General features: G+C 32.9%; 21 protein-coding genes. 5 read left to right on the top strand and 16 right to left on the bottom strand.

Features of this window, described 5'->3' with window-relative positions; genetic code table 11:
* Nucleotides 1-66: 66 nt before the first annotated feature.
* The gene (locus tag ACP3TL_RS04260) at nucleotides 67-609 is read right to left on the bottom strand and encodes an NUDIX hydrolase (protein WP_046465388.1); all 543 of its coding nucleotides are present in this window, start codon (nucleotides 607-609) and stop codon (nucleotides 67-69) included.
* Between the two features lie 218 nt (nucleotides 610-827).
* Here ACP3TL_RS04260 and ACP3TL_RS04255 point away from each other — a divergent pair, with 218 nt between their 5' ends.
* Nucleotides 828-1,742 (top strand): aldo/keto reductase, encoded by a 915-nt coding sequence (locus ACP3TL_RS04255; RefSeq protein ID WP_046465389.1) that lies wholly within the window; start codon nucleotides 828-830, stop codon nucleotides 1,740-1,742.
* 140 nt (nucleotides 1,743-1,882) lie between these two features.
* Here the strand turns inward: ACP3TL_RS04255 and ACP3TL_RS04250 are convergent, their stop codons facing one another.
* A complete protein-coding gene (locus ACP3TL_RS04250) occupies nucleotides 1,883-2,641 on the bottom strand; it encodes an SDR family NAD(P)-dependent oxidoreductase (RefSeq protein ID WP_046465390.1) in 759 nt (252 codons plus the stop codon).
* Between the two features lie 142 nt (nucleotides 2,642-2,783).
* Between ACP3TL_RS04250 and proC the strand changes: the two genes are divergently transcribed.
* Complete coding sequence (proC, locus tag ACP3TL_RS04245) at nucleotides 2,784-3,599, top strand: pyrroline-5-carboxylate reductase (protein ID WP_046465391.1); 816 nt, start codon at nucleotides 2,784-2,786, stop codon at nucleotides 3,597-3,599.
* A 283-nt stretch (nucleotides 3,600-3,882) separates the two neighbouring features.
* Here the strand turns inward: proC and rnz are convergent, their stop codons facing one another.
* A complete protein-coding gene (gene rnz / locus ACP3TL_RS04240; RefSeq protein ID WP_046465392.1) occupies nucleotides 3,883-4,803 on the bottom strand; it encodes a ribonuclease Z in 921 nt (306 codons plus the stop codon).
* A gap of 150 nt (nucleotides 4,804-4,953) precedes the next feature.
* Between rnz and zwf the strand changes: the two genes are divergently transcribed.
* On the top strand, nucleotides 4,954-6,438 hold the full coding sequence (gene zwf / locus ACP3TL_RS04235; RefSeq protein WP_046465393.1) for a glucose-6-phosphate dehydrogenase: 1,485 nt from the start codon (nucleotides 4,954-4,956) through the stop codon (nucleotides 6,436-6,438).
* Between the two features lie 290 nt (nucleotides 6,439-6,728).
* Nucleotides 6,729-7,601, top strand: a complete 873-nt coding sequence (locus ACP3TL_RS04230) for an AraC family transcriptional regulator (RefSeq protein WP_277575840.1) — start codon at nucleotides 6,729-6,731, stop codon at nucleotides 7,599-7,601.
* A gap of 79 nt (nucleotides 7,602-7,680) precedes the next feature.
* Here the strand turns inward: ACP3TL_RS04230 and ACP3TL_RS04225 are convergent, their stop codons facing one another.
* The 4 genes from ACP3TL_RS04225 to ACP3TL_RS04210 form a co-directional block, all read right to left on the bottom strand.
* On the bottom strand, nucleotides 7,681-9,330 hold the full coding sequence (locus ACP3TL_RS04225; protein ID WP_046465395.1) for a glycoside hydrolase family 13 protein: 1,650 nt from the start codon (nucleotides 9,328-9,330) through the stop codon (nucleotides 7,681-7,683).
* Nucleotide 9,331: 1 nt separating this feature from the next.
* The gene (locus ACP3TL_RS04220) at nucleotides 9,332-10,348 is read right to left on the bottom strand and encodes a LacI family DNA-binding transcriptional regulator (RefSeq protein WP_046465396.1); all 1,017 of its coding nucleotides are present in this window, start codon (nucleotides 10,346-10,348) and stop codon (nucleotides 9,332-9,334) included.
* Nucleotides 10,349-10,647: 299 nt separating this feature from the next.
* Nucleotides 10,648-12,057 (bottom strand): NADP-dependent phosphogluconate dehydrogenase, encoded by a 1,410-nt coding sequence (gene gndA / locus ACP3TL_RS04215; protein ID WP_021339229.1) that lies wholly within the window; start codon nucleotides 12,055-12,057, stop codon nucleotides 10,648-10,650.
* A gap of 68 nt (nucleotides 12,058-12,125) precedes the next feature.
* Nucleotides 12,126-13,262 carry a M20/M25/M40 family metallo-hydrolase gene (locus ACP3TL_RS04210; RefSeq protein WP_046465397.1) on the bottom strand — a complete coding sequence of 379 codons (1,137 nt, stop codon included), beginning with the start codon at nucleotides 13,260-13,262 and terminating at the stop codon, nucleotides 12,126-12,128.
* 219 nt (nucleotides 13,263-13,481) lie between these two features.
* Between ACP3TL_RS04210 and prli42 the strand changes: the two genes are divergently transcribed.
* Nucleotides 13,482-13,580, top strand: a complete 99-nt coding sequence (prli42, locus tag ACP3TL_RS04205) for a stressosome-associated protein Prli42 (RefSeq protein ID WP_155398016.1) — start codon at nucleotides 13,482-13,484, stop codon at nucleotides 13,578-13,580.
* Between the two features lie 158 nt (nucleotides 13,581-13,738).
* Here the strand turns inward: prli42 and ACP3TL_RS04200 are convergent, their stop codons facing one another.
* The 9 genes from ACP3TL_RS04200 to recN all read right to left on the bottom strand — a co-directional run bounded on the left by ACP3TL_RS04200 (nucleotide 13,739) and on the right by recN (nucleotide 24,075).
* A complete protein-coding gene (locus tag ACP3TL_RS04200) occupies nucleotides 13,739-14,731 on the bottom strand; it encodes an aromatic acid exporter family protein (protein ID WP_046465398.1) in 993 nt (330 codons plus the stop codon).
* A gap of 12 nt (nucleotides 14,732-14,743) precedes the next feature.
* Nucleotides 14,744-15,181 (bottom strand): bacilliredoxin BrxB, encoded by a 438-nt coding sequence (gene brxB / locus ACP3TL_RS04195; protein WP_046465399.1) that lies wholly within the window; start codon nucleotides 15,179-15,181, stop codon nucleotides 14,744-14,746.
* A 237-nt stretch (nucleotides 15,182-15,418) separates the two neighbouring features.
* A complete protein-coding gene (locus ACP3TL_RS04190; RefSeq protein ID WP_046465400.1) occupies nucleotides 15,419-16,687 on the bottom strand; it encodes a dihydrolipoamide acetyltransferase family protein in 1,269 nt (422 codons plus the stop codon).
* Nucleotides 16,688-16,699: 12 nt separating this feature from the next.
* Complete coding sequence (locus tag ACP3TL_RS04185; protein ID WP_046465401.1) at nucleotides 16,700-17,683, bottom strand: alpha-ketoacid dehydrogenase subunit beta; 984 nt, start codon at nucleotides 17,681-17,683, stop codon at nucleotides 16,700-16,702.
* Nucleotides 17,676-18,674: a thiamine pyrophosphate-dependent dehydrogenase E1 component subunit alpha gene (locus ACP3TL_RS04180; RefSeq protein ID WP_046465402.1), complete on the bottom strand. Its 999-nt coding sequence runs from the start codon at nucleotides 18,672-18,674 to the stop codon at nucleotides 17,676-17,678. The genes ACP3TL_RS04185 and ACP3TL_RS04180 overlap by 8 nt, the downstream gene beginning before the upstream one ends.
* Nucleotides 18,675-18,689: 15 nt before the next feature.
* Nucleotides 18,690-20,111: a dihydrolipoyl dehydrogenase gene (gene lpdA / locus ACP3TL_RS04175; RefSeq protein ID WP_046465403.1), complete on the bottom strand. Its 1,422-nt coding sequence runs from the start codon at nucleotides 20,109-20,111 to the stop codon at nucleotides 18,690-18,692.
* A 10-nt stretch (nucleotides 20,112-20,121) separates the two neighbouring features.
* On the bottom strand, nucleotides 20,122-21,183 hold the full coding sequence (gene buk, locus ACP3TL_RS04170; RefSeq protein ID WP_046465404.1) for a butyrate kinase: 1,062 nt from the start codon (nucleotides 21,181-21,183) through the stop codon (nucleotides 20,122-20,124).
* Nucleotides 21,184-21,446: 263 nt separating this feature from the next.
* Nucleotides 21,447-22,343 carry a phosphate acyltransferase gene (locus tag ACP3TL_RS04165; protein WP_046465405.1) on the bottom strand — a complete coding sequence of 299 codons (897 nt, stop codon included), beginning with the start codon at nucleotides 22,341-22,343 and terminating at the stop codon, nucleotides 21,447-21,449.
* 52 nt (nucleotides 22,344-22,395) lie between these two features.
* The gene (gene recN / locus ACP3TL_RS04160) at nucleotides 22,396-24,075 is read right to left on the bottom strand and encodes a DNA repair protein RecN (protein WP_046465406.1); all 1,680 of its coding nucleotides are present in this window, start codon (nucleotides 24,073-24,075) and stop codon (nucleotides 22,396-22,398) included.
* Nucleotides 24,076-24,077 lie beyond the last annotated feature (2 nt).

Below are 24,077 nucleotides of genomic sequence, written 5' to 3'. Positions count from 1 at the left end.
ATTTACATAATGATTTATATATATAAAATACCAATAATTGATAAAATACGCAAGTCTGTAGGCAAGTTATTTGGAATGATTATAATTAAGTAATAGATATTGTAAAGCAATAATTGTTTTAGCATCCTCGATTTCTTGGTTTTGGAGCATGGATGTTATTTCATCAATATTATATGTTTCGATTTCAATAAATTCGTCATCATCTAAATTCATTTCACCTATTTTAAGGTCTTTGGCAAGATAAATTGAAATCTTTTCATTAGAGAAGCCAGGAGATCCGTACATTTCAGTAATCAATTCTAAATTTTCAGCAATATAGCCCGTTTCTTCTTCTAATTCTCTTTTGGCAGCTGATTCTCTTTCTTCATTTAATTCTAATTTTCCAGCTGGTATTTCTAATAATGTTTTTTCAGCGGGTTTACGATACTGTCTGACGAGAATAACTTGGTTATCTGGATTGATTGCACATACTGCAACTGCCCCGTTATGATAGACTAATTCACGTTTTGACGTTTGTCCATCGGGTAGTTCTATATCATGGACTTCTAAATCAATAATTGCACCTTTGTAGATGGACTCTTTATGTAATGTTTTCTCGAATAGATTCATTATAATCACGTTCCTTTTATTTGAATTAAGTTATTGTTAAGATTAACACGTTAGTATTTCAGGGAATAGCAAAAGCGATAAAAGCGATATTTGTAGAAATCTAAGTATTTCGATTTCATTTATATCAAAATTTTTGCGCAATGCATAAAAGTAATTCATAACGACTTATTTTGTTACGTCTATGCCCTATCATCAAGTGTATCGAAAGGAGAAACGACATGCAAAAAAATATTTTAAAAAGTGGTATTGAAATCTCAGAATTAGGTTTAGGCTGTATGAGTTTAGGCACTGACTATGAACAAGCAGAACCAATTATAGAACGTGCAATTGAACAAGGCATCACATATTTTGATACGGCTGATATTTATGATAAAGGTGTAAACGAAGATATTGTAGGTAAAGCCTTGAAAAAATATCAAAATCGAGATGATATTGTGATTGGCACAAAAGTAGGTAATCATTTAGCTGATGATGGTACTACATTTTGGGATCCTTCTAAAAAATATATCAAAGCTGCTGTGAAGGACTCTTTACAAAGACTAGGATTAGATCACTTAGATTTATATCAATTACATGGTGGTACGATTGATGATCCACTAGATGAAACAATTAGTGCATTTGATGAATTGAAAAAAGAAGGTGTTGTGCGCGCGTATGGCATATCTTCAATTCGACCTAATGTCATTGATTATTATTTAAAACACAGCGACATCGAAACTTTAATGTCTCAATTTAACTTAATTGATAATAGACCAGAAGTATTATTAGATGATGTGCATGCTAAGAAGGTTAAAGTACTTGCACGTGGCCCTGTTTTTAAAGGATTGTTAACTACCAATAGTAATCAAGCGTTAGATTCTAAATTTGCAGAAGGTATATTTGATTATACTTACCAAGAATTAGGAGAAACGATAGCCTCTATTAAAGAGGTTGAAAATAATTTAACTGGTTTAACATTTAACTATCTTACGTCACATGATGCTCTAGGTTCTATTATTATGGGGGCAAGCAGCGTTGACCAATTAGATGAAAATGTGAAGAATTACGAATTATCAAAAGAAATTAGTTTAGAAAAACTAAAAGTTGCACGTAATCGTGTTAAGAATCTGGAATATACACAGCATTTAAAATAATAAATCACAACACTAAAAAAGAGTTAGTTTGATACTTGTGAAAGTAGATGTCATGTTCCTCATCTATTATCTTTTAAGTTCAACTAACTCTTTTTATATTGCCATTTAAGTTCAATAATACATAAACAGAATAGTAGCAATTAAGCTTTATTTTTAAAAAATATCGTGAAATGTTTTTCAATAAAACGTGGTGCAAGTTGATAAATCTTTAATATAAAATGCATCCATTTAGGTTCATTGATTTCTGTTTTGTTCATAAGTATCCCTTTTACGACTTGCTGTGCTAATTTATCTGAATCTAACATAATACTTTTATATTTTTGTGCAAATGCTAACGATGGATCTGCTTTTTCATGAAATGGTGTAGCGATGGGGCCAGTATTTACAGTTAGGACATGATAGTTAGGTCTTTCAATGCGAAGTGCATTCAAGACTTGGTTAAAAGCAGCTTTGCTTGCCCCGTAATGTGCAGCATAAGCTTGTGTTAAAAAAGCAGACTGGCTACCAATACCAACGATAGATGGATTAGTACTTAAAAATGGTTGAATAGTAGTCAAAAGTATATTGAAGTTCACTATATTTAAAGTATAAGTTTCTAACATTTCATCAATACTATGTTGCTCTATTGCTTTAAAATAACCTAACCCAGATGAATAAATTAAACCATCGATTGATTGGTCTTGAAAATGATGCTTAAGCTTTAGAATTTGAGCTTGTGATTGTAAGTCGCATTGTATGATAGATAAATGCTCTGTACCATACTGCGCAATAATATCATCTAATTTTTGTGGATTACGTACGATTACTGTCACAAACACCCTTTTCTTTAATAGTATCTTTAATATTGCTTTACCTAAACCACTCGTTCCTCCAGTTAAAATATAATGTTTGCCAATCATAATTATCCCTACCCTTTGTCAATGTACAGTTAGTATAATTGAAATGGCTATGATATGTCATCTATATAATATAAATATTAGTTATATTATAAATCTATGTTAGTATAGAAACATAAAAACTAAGAGGAAGTGAAATATTCACATGAAACTAGTATTTTATGGTGCTGGTAACATGGCTCATGCCATTTTTACAGGTATCGTTAATTCAAAAGTGATTGATTCTAACAATATTTATTTAACAAATCGTTCTAACGAAGTTGCACTTAAAGATTATGCAGAAAAATTAGGTGTGAATTATAGTTATGATGATGAAGCATTATTAAAAGATGCTGATTATGTATTTTTAGGTACAAAACCTTATGATTTTGATGTATTATCTGAGCGTATTAGACCTAATGTAACAGAAAATAATAAATTCATTTCTATTATGGCTGGTTTACCAATAAGCTATATTCGCGAAAAAATTGGTGCTGATAATCCAATTGCTCGTATTATGCCAAATACAAATGCGCATGTAGGTCATTCTGTAACAGGTATCAGTTTTTCTAATAATTTTGGACCAAAATCTAAAGAAGAAGTTGATGATTTGATCAATGCATTTGGTTCAGCAATAGAAGTTTCTGAAGATAACTTGCATCAAGTTACTGCAATTACAGGAAGCGGTCCAGCCTTTTTATATCACGTATTCGAACAATATGTGACAGCGGGCACGCAACTAGGTTTAGAGAAATCTCAAGTTGAAGAATCTATCCGTAATTTAATTATAGGCACAAGTAAAATGATTGAACGATCTGAATTGAGTATGGAGCAATTGAGAAAAAATATAACTTCTAAAGGTGGCACTACCCAAGCAGGGTTAAATGCTTTATCAGAACATGATATAGAAGGCATATTTGAAGATTGTTTACGTGCCGCGGTTAATAGAAGTATTGAATTATCAAGTCGAGATGACGATTAGTTAATTTAAATTTAAGATACAAATGCTACTTTAACTAACTTATAAATATAAAATAATAACACTAATTCATTGCATGTTGCATTTGAATTAGTGTTATTTTAATTTCGAAATATTTCATCACTTTATATTACAACTAAACTCGCGGAAAGCGTGCACAAAATATGAAGTAACATATTGTCAATCTATATTAAAAGCACTGTTAATAGCTTGAAAGCGCAAGTTCCTAGATTAAGAACTTACGCTTTCGTTAGATATCTATATTACTATTTTGAATTAGCTGTAACTAAAATGACCACGAATCAAAATCGTTAACAAACATGAATGGTGGTGTTGTGTCTCGAGACTTTAATGATTCACTAATCGTTTCCACTTCTTCTTTTGTATAGCGATTACTTATGTGTGTAATTAAACTATATTCAACTTGAGCTTCATCAATTAACTCAAACACATCGTCAATATGACTGTGGTGATAATTGTTTGCTAACATTTTATCCCCTTCTATATAAGTACTTTCATGTACCATTACTGTTGCATCTTGAGCAATTAACAACTCATTTTTACAAGGCATCGTGTCGCCAAATATAGCGATAACAGGACCTTTAACAGCATCGCCTTTAAATTGATTAGAATCATAAATTAATCCATTATGTTCAAAAGTTTCATTAATTTTAATATCTTGATACTTAGGTCCCGGTTCCAAACCAATATCCTTTAAAGCTTGAACATCAATTTTCCCTGGGGTATAGGGCGCTTCAATTCTGTAGCCATAAGATGTAATACCATGGTTTAATAGATGTGCGTTCACATTAAAACCATTATGATGATAGTTTAATTGATCTTCAATTTCTATGTATGTGATTGGATAATTTAATCTGGATTCAGATAGTTGTAAGGCCGTTTCTATAAATTGTTGAATACCCTTTGGTCCAACTACTGTGAGTGGCTTACCTTCTCCACCCTGAAATGAACGACTCGTTAATAGTCCGGGCAAACCAAATATATGATCCCCGTGCATATGCGTAATAAAAATATGATCAACTTTACCCAATTTGATTGAATGATGCAGTATTTGATGTTGAGTCCCTTCACCCACATCAAATAACCAAACATTATTTGAGTATGGTTCTAAATTTAATGCAATTGCTTGGGTGTTTCTTTCTTTGGTTGGTAGACCTGCACTCGTGCCAAAAAATGTGATTTCCATGCATATGCCTCCTCTTCTTGTTCACATTTTATCACACAAAAGAATAAAAAATATATTAAAATTAAATACTTCCAAGCAAAATTGTAGGAATAATACTGAATGTTGGTCTATAATAAATAGAGATTTATAAAAAGAATTGAGGTTTTGATCTTGAATACTAGAAACAAAGATATTCCATGCTTAATAACAATTTTTGGAGCAACTGGTGATCTTAGTCACAGAAAATTATTTCCATCATTATTCCATTTGTATCAACAAGAAAACTTAAATGAACAAGTTGCAATCATTGGGATAGGTAGAAGAGACTTAACAAACGATGATTTCCGTAGTCAAGTGAAATCATCAATTCAAGAACATGTTAAAGATACAAAACATCTTGATAAATTTATGGAACACGTGTTTTATCATAAACATGATGTCAGTGATGAAGCAAGTTATCAATCACTACTAGAAGTGAGTAATAAATTAGATACTGAGTTCCAACTTCAGGGTAATAGATTATTCTACCTAGCTATGGCTCCTAATTTCTTCGGTGTGATTTCTGATTATTTGAAATCATCTGGATTAACCGAGACTACTGGTTTCAAACGTTTAGTTATTGAAAAACCATTCGGTACTGATTTAGAGTCAGCAGAGCAACTTAATGAACAATTACGTCGTTCATTTAAAGAAGAAGAAATTTATCGTATTGACCATTACTTAGGTAAAGACATGGTACAAAATATAGAAGTACTTCGTTTCGCTAATGCGATGTTCGAACCATTATGGAATAATAAATACATTTCTAACATTCAAGTAACATCTTCAGAAGTATTAGGTGTTGAAGATAGAGGTGGTTACTATGAATCAAGTGGTGCTTTAAAAGATATGGTTCAAAACCATATGTTACAAATGGTTGCATTATTAGCAATGGAAGCACCAATTAGTTTACACAGTGAAGATATACGAGCTGAGAAAGTTAAAGCACTTAAATCATTGCGTAAATTAGAATCAGAAGAAGTTCGTCAAAACTTTGTTCGCGGACAATATGATGAAGGTACAATTGATGGTCAAAAAGTAAGACGTTACAGAGATGAAGACCGTGTTGCTGAAGACTCAACAACCCCTACTTTCGTTTCAGGTAAATTGACTGTCGATAACTTTAGATGGGCTGGCGTGCCATTTTATATTAGAACAGGTAAACGAATGAAGAGTAAAACGATTCAAGTCGTTGTTGAATTTAAAGAAGTGCCTATGAATTTATATTATGAAACAGATAAGAAATTAGATTCAAATTTACTTGTCATCAACATCCAACCTAATGAAGGTGTATCATTACATTTAAATGCGAAGAAAAATGTTCAAGGTATTGAAACAGAACCTGTTCAATTATCTTATGCGATGAGCGCACAAGATAAAATGAATACTGTCGATGCTTATGAAAATTTATTATTTGATTGTTTAAATGGTGATGCTACTAACTTTACCCATTGGGAAGAGTTAAAATCTACTTGGAAATTTGTCGATGCAATACAAGAAGAATGGGACCAAAATGAACCTGAATTCCCTAACTATGAATCAGGATCAAATGGTCCATTAGAAAGTGAATTACTCTTAAGTAGAGATGGTTTCCATTGGTGGGACGATATTCATTAATATGTTTATCTTTCTATAACATAAGGCAACAACACAAGTGTAAAAAATCACTTGTGTTGTTGCTTTTTTCTTAACCTTTTTTTGTGTTATGATTTAATCTATTGAGCAAATTACATAAAGTTTATACCTTTACTTATTTACATTTTACTCTATTTAATATTTTTGAGATGTAAGTATAAGTAAAATGATGTAGAATATAATTAATTAGGTAAACGATGCTAACGTTTTCCAACAATAAATTTAAAAGCAATGATGGCGCATGAGTCATTTGAAAATTAGGAGTGAAAGTTTTGGACGTTATCAAGCAAATACAACAGGCAATTGTTTATATAGAAGATCATTTGCTAGAGCCTTTTCATTTGCAAGAACTCAGTGATTACGTTGGTCTTTCACCTTATCATCTTGATCAATCATTTAAAATGATTGTTAGTCAGTCTCCAAGTGAATATGCGAGGTCACGTAGAATGACTTTAGCAGCAAAAGAGATTATTAGTGGTTCAAGTCGTTTAATGGATGTAGCTAAAAAATACAATTATAGTGATACAAACGCGTTCGCAAATGATTTCAGTGATTTTCACGGGGTGTCACCCATCCAAGTGAATACCAAACGCGATGAACTTAAAATGCAGCCAAGACTTTATATAAAACTGACAACAACTGAAACTGCACCTTATAATTACAGATTAGAAGATACACAGGGCCTGTCATTAGTAGGTTACAATCGATTTTTAGATGCAGATGAATTAGAAAATCCATATAAAGTACCTGACTTTTTAGAAGATTTATTAGTCGATGGAAAAATTAAAGAGCTTCAACGTTATAATGATGTAAGTCCACATGAATTATTTGTAGTCAATTGTCCATTAGATCAAGGTATGGAAATATTTGTGGGTGTACCAAGTGAAAGATACCCTGCACACTTAGAAAGCCGTTTCCTACCTGAAAGACAATATGCTAAATTTAACTTACAAGGTGATTTAGACTATGTCATTAACGAAGCTTGGTATTACATCGAAACAAGCCTTCAAATGACCCTGCCATATGAGCATAACAGCCTGTATGTGGAAGTTTATCCCTTAGAATTATCTTTTGATGATGCTGTCACTAAAGTCCAGCTATGGATGCCTGTAGATCAAGAACAATATCATGACAACGAACTATAAAAAACCTCAGACATAATTTGAATTCAAAACAATTCAAATATCGTTAGAGGTTTTTTGTAGACTTAAATATATTAATTTTTTATAAAGCTATTACAAAAGCTTCAAATGGACGTAAGGCAGTTAAATTCAATTTGTTATCTTTGTAATTGTGCAGTTTAATATTATTTTCATTTATCGTTTCATTGAATTCCAACGAGGCAGACTTATCAGTTAAATTTCCTACTACAAGTACACGTTCTCCTTCTAATTCTCTAATATAAGCAAATACACGGTCATTTTCAGCATCTATCAGATTAAAAGTGCCATATGTAAAAATATCATGTGATTTTTTTACTTGAATCAGAGATTTGTAAAAATTTAAAATTGAATCAGAATCTTGTAGCTGTGATGATACATTAATCTCAGTGTAATTAGGATTAACTGGGAACCAAGGCTCATGTTCAGAAAATCCACCGTTTATAGCATTAGTCCATTGCATTGGTGTACGAGAGTTATCTCTATTTTCCATTTTGTGTTTGTTTAACAGTTCTGTTAAATCACCACCCTGAGCCTTAACGATATTATATTCGTTCACTACAGCAACATCATTAAATGTTTCCACACTTTCAAATGGATAATTGGTCATACCGATTTCTTGTCCTTGATATATGAATGGTGTGCCTTGTTGTAAGAAATATACAACCGCATGACTTGTAGCTGACTCATACCAAAATCTTTCATCATCACCCCATGTAGATACACGTCTAGGTTGATCATGATTTTCTATAAACAATGCATTCCATCCTACATCTTCAAGTTTCTTTTGCCATCTATTTAACACATCTTTATATGCTTTAACATCAAATTTAATATCGCCAGTATTCCATAAACCTAAGTGCTCAAATTGGAAAATCATATTAAACTTACCTTTGTCTTCACCGACCCATTCATCAGCATTATCAGGATTCACACCATTTGCTTCTCCTACTGTCATAATATCGTAATGACTTAAGGATTCATCCTTCATTTCTTGTAACCAATCATGTATGCCTGGTTGGTTCATATCTACATCAAATGCAGGCGCGTATGTTTTGCCTTCAGGAACTGGTAAATCTCCAGCTTCAAATGTTTTCTTAATATGGGTGATTGCATCCACTCTGAAGCCATCAATCCCTTTTTCAAACCACCAGTTCATCATGTTAAAGACAGCTGCTTTAACGTCTTTATTTTCCCAATTTAAATCAGGTTGTTTTTCACTAAATAAATGGAAATAATATTGACCTGTTGTTTTATCATACTCCCATGTAGAACCATTAAATATACTTTCCCAATTATTAGGTTCAGATCCATCAGCTTTTGGATCTTTCCAGATATACCAGTCTCGTTTTGGATTATCTTTACTCGATTTAGATTCTATAAACCATGGATGTTCATCTGATGTATGATTGACTACTAAATCTAAAATGAGTTTCATACCACGTTGGTGTACACCATCTAATAATTGATTGAAATCATCCATCGTTCCAAATTCATCCATGATATCTTGATAATCACTAATATCATAACCATTATCATCATTTGGTGATTTATACATCGGGCTTAACCAAATGATATCGATACCTAAATCTTGTATATAATCTAATTTTTCAATAACCCCTTGTAAATCTCCAATGCCATCGTTATTTGAATCGTTAAAGCTTCGAGGATAAACTTGATATGCTACTGCCTCTTTCCACCACTGTTTATTCATATTATTGCTCCTTTTTTAAATGTTGAGTTGAGACTCTTTTAATAATATCTGTTGGAATAACTTTATTAAAATCGACAATATGCTCTCCACTAATTAATTGAATGATAGCGTCGCCTGCTGCTTCACCTAATAAGTCAGGATGAATATTGACCGCAGTTTGTGGTGGCGCTGCAAATTCAGTTAAGTAAGAATCATTGAAGGTTGCTGTTTGTAAATCTGTTGGTACGCGAAGTTGTAGTTCATACAATACGCTAAGCACAATATGATTGAGCATCGTATCTGATGTAATAATGACTGAAGGTAGTTCGTTATGTGTGAGTAAATAATGAAAATAAGATTTTATGCTTTGGTAGTTCATATCAAAATATTCGATATGACCTACTTGTGCATGTTGTTTAAGGACATTAGTAAATCCTTTGATTCGATCTTTAACAACTTCATAATTTCCTCGTTCAGCTAAAAATAAAAACTTACTATGACCAAGACTTATGAGATAGCGTGTTAATTGCTCTGCTGCTTCAACATTATTATTATCTATATGAACGACTTGTTGATTAGATAAGGGCTTCCCAACGACGACGTACGGCATATTATGTTGAGCGAGTATTTGTTCTATCATATCGTTTTCTTTTGAGTATAATAAAATAAAGCCATCTACTGCATGATAAGAAATCATGTGACTTACTTCTAATTCTATATTTTCATATTGCTCATTTGTGGTAGATATTGTTGCATAACCATGTGCTTTGCATGATTTATATATACCTGAAAGGACATCTATGATAAATGGATTTTGCCTTGTTTCATTACGCCCGCTTTTTTGAATAACACCTATTGTTTTAGATTTTTTTGTAACTAATGTTCGAGCTGCATGATTTGGTTGGTAACCTAATGCTTCCATCACCGCTAATACTTTAACTCTAGTAGTATCGCTTATACGATTGTTACCGCTAATGACACGTGAAACTGTCGATGGTGCTACATTTGCTGCTTTTGCAACATCCTTTATAGTTACCAAGTTGAGTCATCCTTTGCTAATGTATATAATTAAAGCGTTTTCAAAACTATAATTATAATGATAATTAAGTATAAAGGGAAAGTCAAAGGATTTGTGCAAACGATTGCACAAAGTTTATATTTTTTTGTAACCATGGGTCAGTTTTTTTTGAAATGCCATTACTTGGTAATTTAATGTAATACTAAATCTGTTATTGAAAATTTACATAAAAAAACTACTAGCAAAGTCTGTAGACTTTGCTAGTAGTTTCAAACGCGAAGTAGTTTCACGTCTTTTATAATGTTATATAAAGATGATTATTAGTCTTCAATCCATTGTGTATGGAATACGCCTTCACGATCTTTACGTTCGTAAGTGTGTGCACCAAAATAATCACGTTGCGCTTGAATTAAGTTAGCTGGTAAGTTTTCTGAACGATAACTATCATAATAGTTAATACTTGCAGAGAAACCTGGCGTTGGAACACCATTTTGTACACCAGTAGCTACAACATCACGTAATGCATCTTGATAGTTTGTTACGATATCTTTGAAGTATGGGTCTAATAATAGATTTTGTAATTCTGTATCATTATCATATGCTTCTTTAATTTTTTGTAAGAATTGCGCACGGATAATACAACCTTCACGCCAAATCATAGCAAGCTCTCCAAGTTTTAAATTCCATTCATTGTCGTCACTAGCTTTTCTCATTTGAGCAAAGCCTTGTGCGTATGAACAAATCTTACTCATATACAGCGCTTTACGGATTTTTTCAAGGAATTCTTCTTTGTTACCTTCAAATTTAGTACTTGGTCCATTTAATTGTTTAGAAGCATTCACACGTTCTTCTTTGATTGAAGATATAAAGCGTGCAAATACTGATTCAGTAATAATTGTTAATGGAATACCTAATTCTAAAGCGTTAATAGAAGTCCATTTACCTGTACCTTTTTGGCCAGCTGTATCCATGATTTTTTCAACTAATGGACCATTACCATCATCATCTAATTTAGTGAAGATGTCACCAGTGATTTCAATCAAGTAACTTGAAAGTTCGCCAGCGTTCCAGTCTTTGAATGTTTGTGAAATTTCTTCATGAGACATACCAAGTAAGTCTTTCATCATTGCGTAACTTTCAGCAATTAACTGCATATCTGCATATTCAATACCATTGTGCACCATTTTAACGTAGTGACCGGCACCATTAGGTCCAATATAAGCTACACATGCAGCGCCATCTTCAGCTTTAGCAGAGATTGCTTCTACAATGTCTTTAACTTTATCAAATGCTTCTTGTTGTCCACCAGGCATTAATGAAGGACCAGTAAGCGCGCCAACTTCACCACCAGAAACGCCCATTCCGATGAAGTTAACACCACTTTCAGCTAGTGCTTTATTACGTCTGATTGTATCTTGATAATTAGTGTTACCACCATCGATTAAAATATCATCATTATCTAGTAATGGTAATAAGCTATCGATTGTTGCATCTGTTGCTGGTCCTGCCTTCACCATTAATAAAATCTTACGGGGTTTTTCTAGAGAATTCACAAACTCCTCTATAGAGTACGTCGGATGTATATTTTTACCTTCAGATTCTGTTACCATTTCATCTGTTTTAGAAGATGAACGGTTAAAAACTGAAACGCTATATCCTCGTGATTCAATATTCCAAGCAAGGTTTTTACCCATTACGGCTAAACCTACTACACCAATTTGTTGTGTCATTTAACTAACCTCTCTTATTAAAGTTTTCTCATATATTGTATCACAAAGCATCACTCATATTCACTTAATCAGTTTTCAGATTTTTGAGTAATTATTTCAACTATTTTTATAAGCTGTTCTGCTAGAAGATTTAAAGCATCAATTGACATACGTTCTTCAGTTGTATGGATGCGTTCGTAACCCACGCCTAAGATGACAGTAGGTATGCCTAATTGGTTAATTATATTACCATCAGAACCCCCGCCAGCCATAACTGTGTTCGGTGTTAACCCTAATGCAATTGCGCTGGCTTTAGCTACGTTAGTAACTGTGGCATCTTGTGCAATTTTAAAGCCGGGATAACTATTAATAATTTCAACTGTAGCTGAGCAACCATATTTTTCTGCTGTTTCTTCAAAAACAGATTTCATATGAGTTACTTGAGCATTTATACTTTCATCTGAGTGTGATCGGGCTTCAGCCATAAGTGTTACTTTGTCAGCTACAATGTTAGTTGCAGACCCGCCTTCAAAACGGCCTATATTTGCTGTGGTATATTCGTCTATCTGACCTAATTTCATCGCACTTATAGCTTTAGCGGCAATATTAATCGCACTTACACCTTTGTTAGGTACACTCGCGTGAGCTTTTTTACCATGAATTGTAGTATTAATTTTCATTTGTGTGGGTGCATTAATAACAGTTGTCCCAACGTCTACACTTGCATCGATAGCGTAGCCATATTTGGCATCGAGTAAAGATGTATCTAATGCTTTCGCACCTTCTAAACCAGATTCTTCCGAAACAGTAAGTACAAATTGAATCTTACCATGTGCTATGTCTTGTTCATTTAATATGTAAATTAATTCTAAAATAGTAGCTAATCCAGCTTTATCATCAGCACCTAAAATTGTAGTTCCATCTGAATAGATGTAACCATCATCTTTAACTATCGGCTTTACATTAACACCAGGCACAACTGTATCCATATGACTCGTGAAATAGATATTATCTATATTTTCATCATTTGTCGTCGCCTCTAATGTGCAAATTAAATTATTTGCTCCTAAATTTTCATGTTGACCAGCATTGTCTTCAACTACCTTTAATCCCAATTTTTCAAACTTAGATTTAAGTAACCGTTGAATTTCAATCTCATTGCCACTCTCAGAATCAATTTGCACTAATTCCAAAAAAGTATCTAGGAGTCGTTGTTTATTTATCATTTAAAAATCCCCATTCCATTATTTATATGCCATACGTTTAAGTGTAACGAAATGTGTACATAAGCAAAACTAATATGTTTCAATTCTAGAGGGTGCGTATGATATAATAAACTTATAAAGTAGTTTGAAATTGAATGTGTTGTAATTGAATTATATTGATATATACAGTGTATTTTATCTATGTTTTAATTCCATATTCTAGATTTGGAGGAATCATCTTTGGGTAACAACAAAGTTCTAAGAGTCATTATTATAGTCATGTTAGTAGCTATTATACTTGCATTGGTATTGACAAGTGTCGTTCCATTAGTGAATTAATTATAATGGTTTTTGAAAGTATCAATTTTTAATTAAAAGTTATTTTATTATTAAAAGCGATGAATCACTAATATATGTATAGTTAATAAGTACAGTAGAAATATGAATAAAGCCATACAAAATTCTTAAATCAAAAGAATTTTGTATGGCTTTATTATTTAGGATGTTGCGATTTTAGAATCATTATGTAATCTTAATGATCCAAATTGTGATTTTAGTAATAAATATGATTCAAGTTCATTTAAAAGTTGTAATAAGTTTGCACGTGTTCGAAAAGCTTCATGTGACGTAGGCAACTCTAATTCATTTAATTCTATTCGAATTTCATATAACGAATGCAATCGTAATGCAGTATAATCATTACTATTTACGTTTGTTCCTACTTCAGCAAATAAATTAGATATTTTGGATAATAAGCAATCTTTTGTTTCAATATTTTGAAGGATTAGAGCCATTCTTCGTAACAGTTCTAACTGTTCTTCCCGCATATCAAAATAATGATAATAAGAATTTTCATTTCTAACATAGTGATTCTTAACATCTCTAAATGCGATTGATTTAGCTTTGCGAATCGTAACTTTTAACTTCTCAAAGGATATATCTAAGCTTGGATTTGGACTTGTACAAGCCTTACTGAACATTTGAAAAATTTCAGTAAATTGATTTTCAATTTGTTGTTTATACTGTTTTAAATTACTATCTAAGCTTGGCATAATAACATTCATTAAGAATGCAATGCCGAGTCCAACAATTAATAAGATAATTTCATTGAAAAATAAATCCATATCAATCGTTTTAGCATTGAAAACATGAAGTAAGATAACACAACTTGTAACAACACCTTCTTGAACTTTAAATACAACAGTTAAAGGAATAAAAAGTAGCACAATGATACCTAAAACAATTGCGTTTTGTCCTAATAAATTAAAAACAATAGAACCAAGTGCGAGTATCATAAGACAAGATACAAAACGAGATACAATTGCTTGTAGTGAATGCACTTTTGTATGTTTAATACAAAGAACCACTAAAATGGCACTAGATGCAAAATTATCTAAACCAATTAATTTTGCAATAATAATACCTAGTGCCATTCCAATTGCAGTCTTTATCGTTCTAAATCCGATGCGGTATGGATTCAAACGTGTCATGTGTTAGTCCCTCTATTTTTCGTCACAATAAGTGTCGAATGTGTTTTGTAATTGAGTAATGACATCCATTACGTCATGACCTTCAATTTGGTGACGTTCTACCATTTGGGCAACTTTACCATCTTTGATTAATGCAAACGATGGACTTGATGGTGCATAACCTTCAAAATAATCTCTTGCTTGTTGTGTTGCTTCTTTATCTTGACCAGCAAATACAGTTACAAGGCGGTCAGGTGTTTTATCGTAATGTAAAGCATGCGTTGCTGCTGGTCTAGCAATACCGCCAGCACAACCACATACTGAGTTAACCATCACAAGTGTCGTCCCATCTTGTTGTAATACTTTATCGACTTCTTCTGGAGATGTTAATTGCTCATATCCAGCCTGTTCTATTTCATTTCTTGCTTGATTAACAACATCAGTCATATATAAATCAAAATTTAAATCCATAATAACGTCACCTTTCATTTCTGAATTATTACTTTTATTCTACTAATATATGCGCAATACTTCAACATGTGTGATTATAATATATAATAATATTGCTTAAATTCATAAAAATTATATCGCGGACGGTTGATAAAACACATGTTAAACCAAAAAATTAAATGAAAAATGAGTGTGAAACTTTTGTCTCACACTCATTTTTTAAACTTGAAAATTAATTAGTCTACAAAGTTAAATATATTAATATATACTTGTATGTTTAATTGAATATTGTTCAATACGTGTTTTTACAAAATTCATAAATCTACCTGCTTGAAGACCATCTAATATACGATGATCAATCGATAGACATAAATTAACCATATTGCGAATTGCAATCATATCATCAATAACGACAGGTTTTTTAATAATAGATTCAATCTGTAATATTGCTGCTTGAGGATGGTTGATGATACCCATAGATGAAACAGAACCAAATGTTCCTGTATTATTCACAGTAAACGTACCACCTTGCATATCCTCAGAACGTAATTTTTTGTTACGCGCTTTATTTGCAAGCTCATTAATTTCACGGGCAATACCTTTAATTGATTTTTCGTCTGCATTTTTAATTACAGGGACATATAATTTGTCTTCATCTGCGACAGCGATAGAAATATTAATATCCTTATGCATAACAATTTCTGAATCTGACCAGCTACTATTTAACAGTGGATACGCTTTTAGCCCTTCTGCAACAGCTTTTACGAAAAATGCAAAGAAAGTTAAATTATATCCTTCACTTTCTTTGAAGCTTTGCTTATGATAGTTACGTGTTTTTACTAGATTTGAAGCGTCCGATTCTACCATCATCCATGCATGAGGTATTTCATTGACACTATTTACCATGTTTTGAGCGATTTGCTTACGAACACCATTAACTGGAATTGCTGACCCTGGAGAAGGTTCATTGTAATACGCTTGTTTTGTAACTTTAGGTGAATCTTTAGGTGCTACAACTGTTGAAGGTGTTTTGTTCGTACCTTCTTTAATTACTTTTTCAATATCTTTTTTCGTAACTCGACCTTCAAAACCAGTACCAATCACTTCAGATAACTCGATTTGATTTTCTGAAGCAAGTTTAAATACCACTGGTGAAAAGCGACCATTGTTTTTGGGTTTATCTTCATGTGAAGCACTATTAACATTATCATCTATATCATTTGAAGCAACCTCTTGAGGTTCATTAGATTCTGTTGTTTGTTGTGTATTTGAATTGTTTGTTTCTTGCGATTCATCACCAATATCAACAAGGCATATGACTTCATTTACCGCTACTGTTGTGCCTTCTTCTACTATAATTTCTTTAATTGTTCCTGAAAATGAAGATGGCACTTCTGCTGTCACTTTATCAGTGATAACTTCGCATAATGGATCATATTCTTCAACAGTATCTCCTACAGATACAAGCCATTGTTCTATTGTACCTTCATGCACACTTTCACCGAGTTTAGGCATTTTGATTTCCATGATTGTGCCTCCTTAAAATTCTGCGAGTTCTCGCATTTTAATTTTTATCTTATCTGGATTGATCATAAACTCGTCTTCGAGAGTTGGTGCAAATGGCATTGATGGAACATCAGGTCCCGCAAGTCTCATTATAGGTGCATCTAAATCAAATAAACAGTTTTCAGATATAATCGCAGATACTTCAGAAATAATACTACCTTCTAAGTTATCTTCTGTAACTAATAATACTTTACCAGTCAATTTAGCACGTTCAATAATTGTTTCTTTATCTAAAGGATAAACTGTACGTAAATCAACAACTTCTACATTAATACCATCTTCAGATAACATATCTGCTGCTTGGATACAGTAATTCACACATAAACCATAAGTGAAAACAGTTATATCATCACCTTCACGTTTTACATCAGCTTTACCGATAGGCACAGTATAATAGTCTTCTGGTACTTCTTCTTTTAATAATCGATATGCTTTTTTATGTTCAAAGAAGAGCACTGGATCATTCGTCTCAATTGATGACAATAATAAACCTTTTGCATCATAAGGTGTAGACGGTATAACAATAGTCAATCCAGGTGTCGATGCAAATATCGCTTCAACACTTTGTGAATGATAAAGCGCACCATGAATTCCGCCACCAAACGGCGCACGAATTGTAATGGGACATTGCCAATCATTATTGGAACGGTACCTCATCTTAGCAGCTTCACTAATGATTTGGTTTGTAGCAGGTAAAATATAATCAGCGAACTGAATTTCAGCAACAGGACGTTTACCTAACATTGCAGCGCCTATACTTGTACCAACTATATTAGATTCTGCTAATGGCGTGTCTAATACACGTGCCTCACCATATTTTTCTTGTAATCCTAAAGTGACTCCAAATACGCCACCTTTTATACCGACATCTTCTCCTAATACGAAAACGTCATTATCTTTTTCCATTGATTGGTCTAGTCCTTGGTGGATAGCTTCTAAATAGGATAATTTAGCCATTGTTTGAGCCTCCTTCTTCGTAAACGTGTGTATAAGTTTCTTCTGCTGATGGATAAGGTGCTTGCTCAGCTTCCTTAGTTGCTTGGTTGACTATTTCTTTATGTTCTTTTTCTAAATCATCTAACCAGCCTTCATCAATAAAACCTTCTTCAAGTAAAAATGCTTTGAATTTAAGGTTACAATCTAAAGATTTAAGTTCATCGCGTTCTTCTTTTGAACGGTATTTATCATCATCATCAGATGAATGAGCAGTCATTCTCGTACACATAGCTTCTATTAGTGTTGATCCACCGCCATTTAAAGCACGTTCTCTAGCTTCTTTCATTACTTTATACATAGCTATTGGATCATTTCCATCCACATGCTCGCCATGTATTCCATAGCCAATAGCACGGTCAGAAAGTTTTTCAGCACCATATTGAAGTGAATCAGGAACTGAAATTGCATATTTATTGTTTTCAATTAAACAAATAAACGGTAATTTATGTACTCCTGCAAAGTTTAATCCTTCGTGAAAATCACCCTGGTTGGAACTACCTTCACCGACAGTTGTCATTGCTATGTTTGCTTTGTTATCCATTTTCAAAGCTAAAGCAGCACCAACAGCGTGTAAAATTTGAGTTCCTACCGGAGAACCTTGAGAAAGCATCCCTATGTCACTTTGACCAAAATGAGAAGGCATTTGTTTTCCACCTGAGTTGATATCATCACGTTTACCAAAAGCGGCTAACATAGAATTCAGAGGTGTCATACCTAAATAAGTTACAAGCGCTAAATCTCTATAATAAGGTGAAGAAATATCACCTTTTTGCATAGCATAAGCCATACCTATTTGTGTTGCTTCTTGTCCTTGGCAGCTAATGACAAAGGGGATTTTGCCTGCACGGTTTAATAGCCACATACGTTCATCTATTTTACGACCTAAGTCCATCCATTTGTACATTGCTTGTAGGTCTTCTTTTTCTAAGCCTACAGATTTATAATCAAACATTTTATTGCCTCCTTATTAAACGTGAATCGATCTATTCTCAACTTTTAATCCTAATTCCATTAACACTTCAGAAAGAGAAGGATGTGCATGGGTTGTTAAACCAAGTTCTAATGTTGAGCCATTCATAAATTGGAATAACGACACTTCATTAATCAGTTCTGTGACATGAGGTCCAATCATATTCAGCCCTAATACAGTATCATTTTCTTGATCGATTACGACTTCACAAAAACCACTTTGATTTTGTGTGTCTTCAATTACAGCTTTACCAATTGCTTTAAACGGCACTTTTACTGTGCGTGCTTTAATATTTTCTGCTTTGGCTTCTTCTATATTTTTGCCAATACTCGCTACTTCGGGTTGACTATAAACGCATCTTGGCATTTTTTGATAATCTATCGGTAATGGCGATGCATCAAACATATGATCAATCGCAATCATTCCTTCTTTTGAGCCTACGTGTGCAAGTTGCAATTTACCGATACAATCACCCGCAGCGTAAATATGCTTATCTTCAGTTTGTTGGTATTCATTGACGATGATGTGCTTTTTATCAGTCAACTTGATTTTAGTATTGTTTAGGCCGATATCATCAGTGTTCGGTTTACGACCTATCGAAACGAGTGCTTTGTCAAATGTAACCGACTTTTCATTTATTGTTATTGTTATCTTATTTTCATCAATTACAATATTTTCTTCACCTAGTTGCGTGTTTTCATAAAACGTTACACCACGCTTAGATAATTCTTGTTTTAATACTTTTGCTACTGATTTACTTTCAGTTGGTAGAATACGATCTCCAGCTTCAATCACTGATACCTCGACACCAAAATCTACTAGTAATGATGCAAATTCTAAACCAATTACACCGCCTCCAACAATTGCGATAGAATTTGGTAGTTGCTCAAGATTTAAAATGTCATCACTAGAAAGAACGATATTATGATCAAATGGCAAAAATGGTAGTTCCATTGGTTGAGAACCAGTACAAATTAGCACGTTATTATTCGGAATTAATTCTGACTCACCATCTTCAAATTCTACTGAAACTGTACCACTTTGCGGTGAAAAAATGGAAGGCCCTAATAAGCGACCAGTACCATTAAATACATCGATTTTATTATGGTCCATCAAATGTTTCACACCGTTAAACATCTGATTAACGACTTCATGTTTACGTTCTTGAACGCGCGAAAAGTTCAATTTAAAATCATTTATATCAACACCATATTCACTTGAGTTTTTAACTGTATGCATAACCTCAGCTGATTTTAAAAGTGCTTTTGTTGGGATACATCCTTTATGTAAACAAGTGCCTCCAAGTAAAGACTTTTCTACAAGTGCAACTTTTTTTCCTAGTTGAGATGCTCGGATTGCCGAGACATAACCGGCTGTACCTCCGCCTAATATTACTAAATCATATTTTTCTTCTGACATGCTTGCACTCCTAACTATAAACTTTAGCACTTTCTATACCTTCTAAAACAAGCGATGTGCGAGTCGCTAAAGCGTCCATTTCTTTTTCACCGGGGTAGATTGTCACCGGTGCTATCCAATCGACATAAGATTGGATTAAGGATGTTAATATTTTATTATAACTCAGTCCGCCAGTGAGGATAACTTGATCAACGTTTCCTTTAAAAACGATTGCGCGTTCACCAATCGCTTTCGCGACTTGATATGCTAATGCATCAAACGCTAGTTTTACATCACTATCTGATTCATATTTACGTGATAACATTTTTAAATCATTTGTTTTAAACATATTAACAAAACCACCTTCTTTGCTCAAAAAGTGATTCATTTCTTGTGGTGTAAAATTGCGTTTATAACCATATTCATATAACAAATCATTTGGTATAGAACCTGCCCGTTCAGGACTAAAAGGACCTTCGCCTAGCAAGCCTTCGTTCACATCAACGACAAGACCCTGTTTATGTGCGCCAACAGTTATACCGCCACCCATATGAGCAACAATAACGTTAACTTGTTTATATGTTTTACTGGATGAATTTGCAAATAAGCTTGCAACAGCTTTTTGGTTTAATGCATGAAAAATACACCTTCGCTTAATATCTTTGATACCTGTAACTCTAGCAATATCCATTAATTCATCTACAACTACAGGGTCAATTGTAAAAACAGGTATTTGAAGATCTTGACTTAATTCGTAACCGATAACCCCACTTAAATTAGATGCATGGTCACCGTATTTAAATGTTCGAAGTTCATTATACATCGTTTCGTTGATTGTATAAACGCCACCACGTATGGGTTTCAATAATCCCCCTCTACACGCAATGCCATCAAAGGCACTAAAATTCACACCAGCTATATTTTTTACAAAACGTTCAATTTCAAATCGTCGATGTTTGATTTGTTCTATCAAATTTAAGGAAGTAATTTCGAGGTCATGCCGTATTGTTTCGTTATAATTGCAATACGCATCTGTATAAATAGCAACCTTAGAAGATGTGCTTCCTAAATTAAGCACTAAAATTTGAGACATTGCCCCACCTTCTTTATTGAAAATAAAATAGAAAGTTATTAGCTTTAACTGCTCAAGGAACATAGCTTTTATTATTATGCAACGGCTAGATTACCAGCTTCAAAGTTGAAATAAATAGTCAACTTTGAAAAAGTCATCGCACATAAAAGGATTATATTAAACTATTTATAATATCCACTTATATTTTACATCAAATAGACAAAATATAAAATTAATAACCTATTTTATATGGCAACAAGTAAAATGAGCCTTTCATAGCAAGGTCAATTTAAAACTTTTAGGGCTAACAATAATGAATCAAGTTTGTTTTGTTTATTATCAGCTCTAGAAGTAAGTACAATTGGAAATTTTGCGCCTAAAACTAGGCTTGCTACACGTGCACCACCAAAGTATGTGAATGACTTGTATAACGCGTTGCCAACATCAATATGTGATACAAGCAAAGCATCGACATCACCAGCTACAGTAGACTTTATATTCTTTTTAATAACGCTTTCCATACTGATTGCATTATCAAAAGCTAGAGGACCGTCAACAATTAAATAATCATCCACATCTCTATTAAAAATATTTTTGATTTTTTCAGAATCCGTAGAAGATGGGATTTTCCTTGTAACTTTTTCGACAGATGATAATAAACCTACTTTAAATTGTTCATAACCTAATGTCTTACTAAATACTGACAAATTTTTAATAATTTGTCTTTTTTCCTCTACTGAAGGTGAAATGTTTAAAGCAACATCACTCATCATTAATGTTTTATGATAATTTGGTATATCGAAACATGCGACATGACTGAGAAAACCATGATTTTCTATAAAATTTTTATTACTTAAAACAAAAGATAGTAATGATGAAGACGTTAAATTACCTTTCATTAACATCGAAACTTTACCGCGTGATAAATCTTGTGCACATTGTTTAAATAATTCATTTTCATCATCAAATGTATAAATGTGAATTCTGTTTAATAATCGTGCATCTATATTAAAAGATCTAATGATTTCAGTAGGATCATGTGTATCATATAAAAACACTTCTATATCTGTTAAAGTAAGTGCTTCTATCACGACTGAAAGCATCTTTTCATCATTTGCATATAAAATGGCTATATTACCTTTTAAAGTTGTAGTCGGATCAATTAAATGTTGATATTGCATGAAAACCAACACCTTTCCCTATAAGTAAAGTAGTATTTATACGTTCGCATTATTAATCATTAAGGTGATTTTGTTCTATCATTTCTTTAGCATTCTGACGTGTAAGCTCAGTAACACTTGCTCCAGAAATCATTCTTGCTACTTCATCAATACGTTCTTCACCGGTTAATTCTTTAACATGAGTAGTTGTTCTGTCATCTTTAGAAGCTTTACTAATAAATAAATGTTGATCACTCATTGTCGCTACTTGTGGTAAATGAGAAATGCAGATTACTTGTATATGTTGTGCTAAGTCTTTCATTTTCTGAGCCATCTTCTGTGCTGCTTGACCTGAAACACCAGAATCTACTTCATCAAATAAAATCGCTGTTTGCCCTCTTGTTTTTACAAAGATTGTTTTGAGCGCCAACATAATTCTAGATAATTCTCCTCCAGAAGCGATTTTATTTAAGCTTTTAAGCGGTTCACCTTTATTAGGGCTTATTAGAAATTCTACAAATTCAATGCTTTCACGGTTAGGTGTATCTAATGGTTTAAAGGAAATTTCTAAGTTCGCGTCTTTCATTTGTAAGTTTTGAATTTCATCCACAATATTGTCTCGCAGTGATTGAGCTACAACACGACGTTCTTGAGATAATTTTTCACCTAACTTGAAAACTTTATCATAAAGTGATTCTATTTCTTCACGCAATTGTGACGTACTCTCTTCATAGTTCTCAATTTTGTTGATTTCATTATCCAATTTATCTTGGTAAACAATAAGCTCACTAATATCTTTGCCATATTTGCGTTTCAAGCTATTTAATACGTTCATTCTAGCTTCTAGTTCATTAAGATATTGTTCATCAAATTCAGTGTTTGTGAGTTCATCATATAGCTGATGTTTCGCATCGTCTAATGTGTAGTAAAATTGATCTACCTCTTCTTTAAGGCGATCATATTTATCAGGCAAAATATCACTAATTGACTGAAGTTGGTTACTTAATTCATACAAACGATCGGTAATTGCATGTTCATCAGTTAATGTTAGATGTGCATTGTTTAGTGCTAGGCTTAAATTTTCAGAGTTTTGAATGCGTTTAATATCTGTTTCAAGTTGTGAAACTTCTCCATCAGTTAATTGAGCTTCCTGTAATTCCTCATATTGAAATTTAAGTAAATCCAATCGCTGAAGCAGTGCTTGATCTGCAGTTTCCAAATCTTCAAGTTCTTTCTTTTTAGCTTTATATTGATCAAAAGTAGACACATAATCATCAAGCAAAGATTTATATGTATCCTCTGCATAATTATCTAATAATTGTAAATGATATTTTTGCTTTAATAATGATTGCGTTTCATGCTGGCCATGTATATCTAACAATTCTTGCATTATTTTTCGCAAGTCTTGTAATGTAACAATTTGATTATTAACTCTACACATACTTTTTCCAGAACTAAAGATTTCTCTTTTAACTAATAAAAAATCTTCGTCTATATCAATTGATAAATCACGTAATATGGAAATAGCTTCTTTACTCTCATCAATGTCGAAGATACCTTCAATAATTGATTTCTTTTCCCCATGTCTTACATAATTTGAAGAAGCACGCATGCCAATGAGTTGACCAATTGCATCAATGATAATTGATTTGCCTGCACCTGTTTCACCGCTTAATACTGTTAAGCCCTCACCAAAATGCACTTCTAATTCATCAATGATTGCAAATTGCTTAATAGATAAAGTTTGTAGCATCC

The sequence above is a fragment of the Staphylococcus caseorum genome, assembly GCF_049943195.1.
GTDB lineage: Bacteria > Bacillota > Bacilli > Staphylococcales > Staphylococcaceae > Staphylococcus > Staphylococcus equorum_A.
This window is presented reverse-complemented; position numbering and strand designations above follow the sequence as displayed.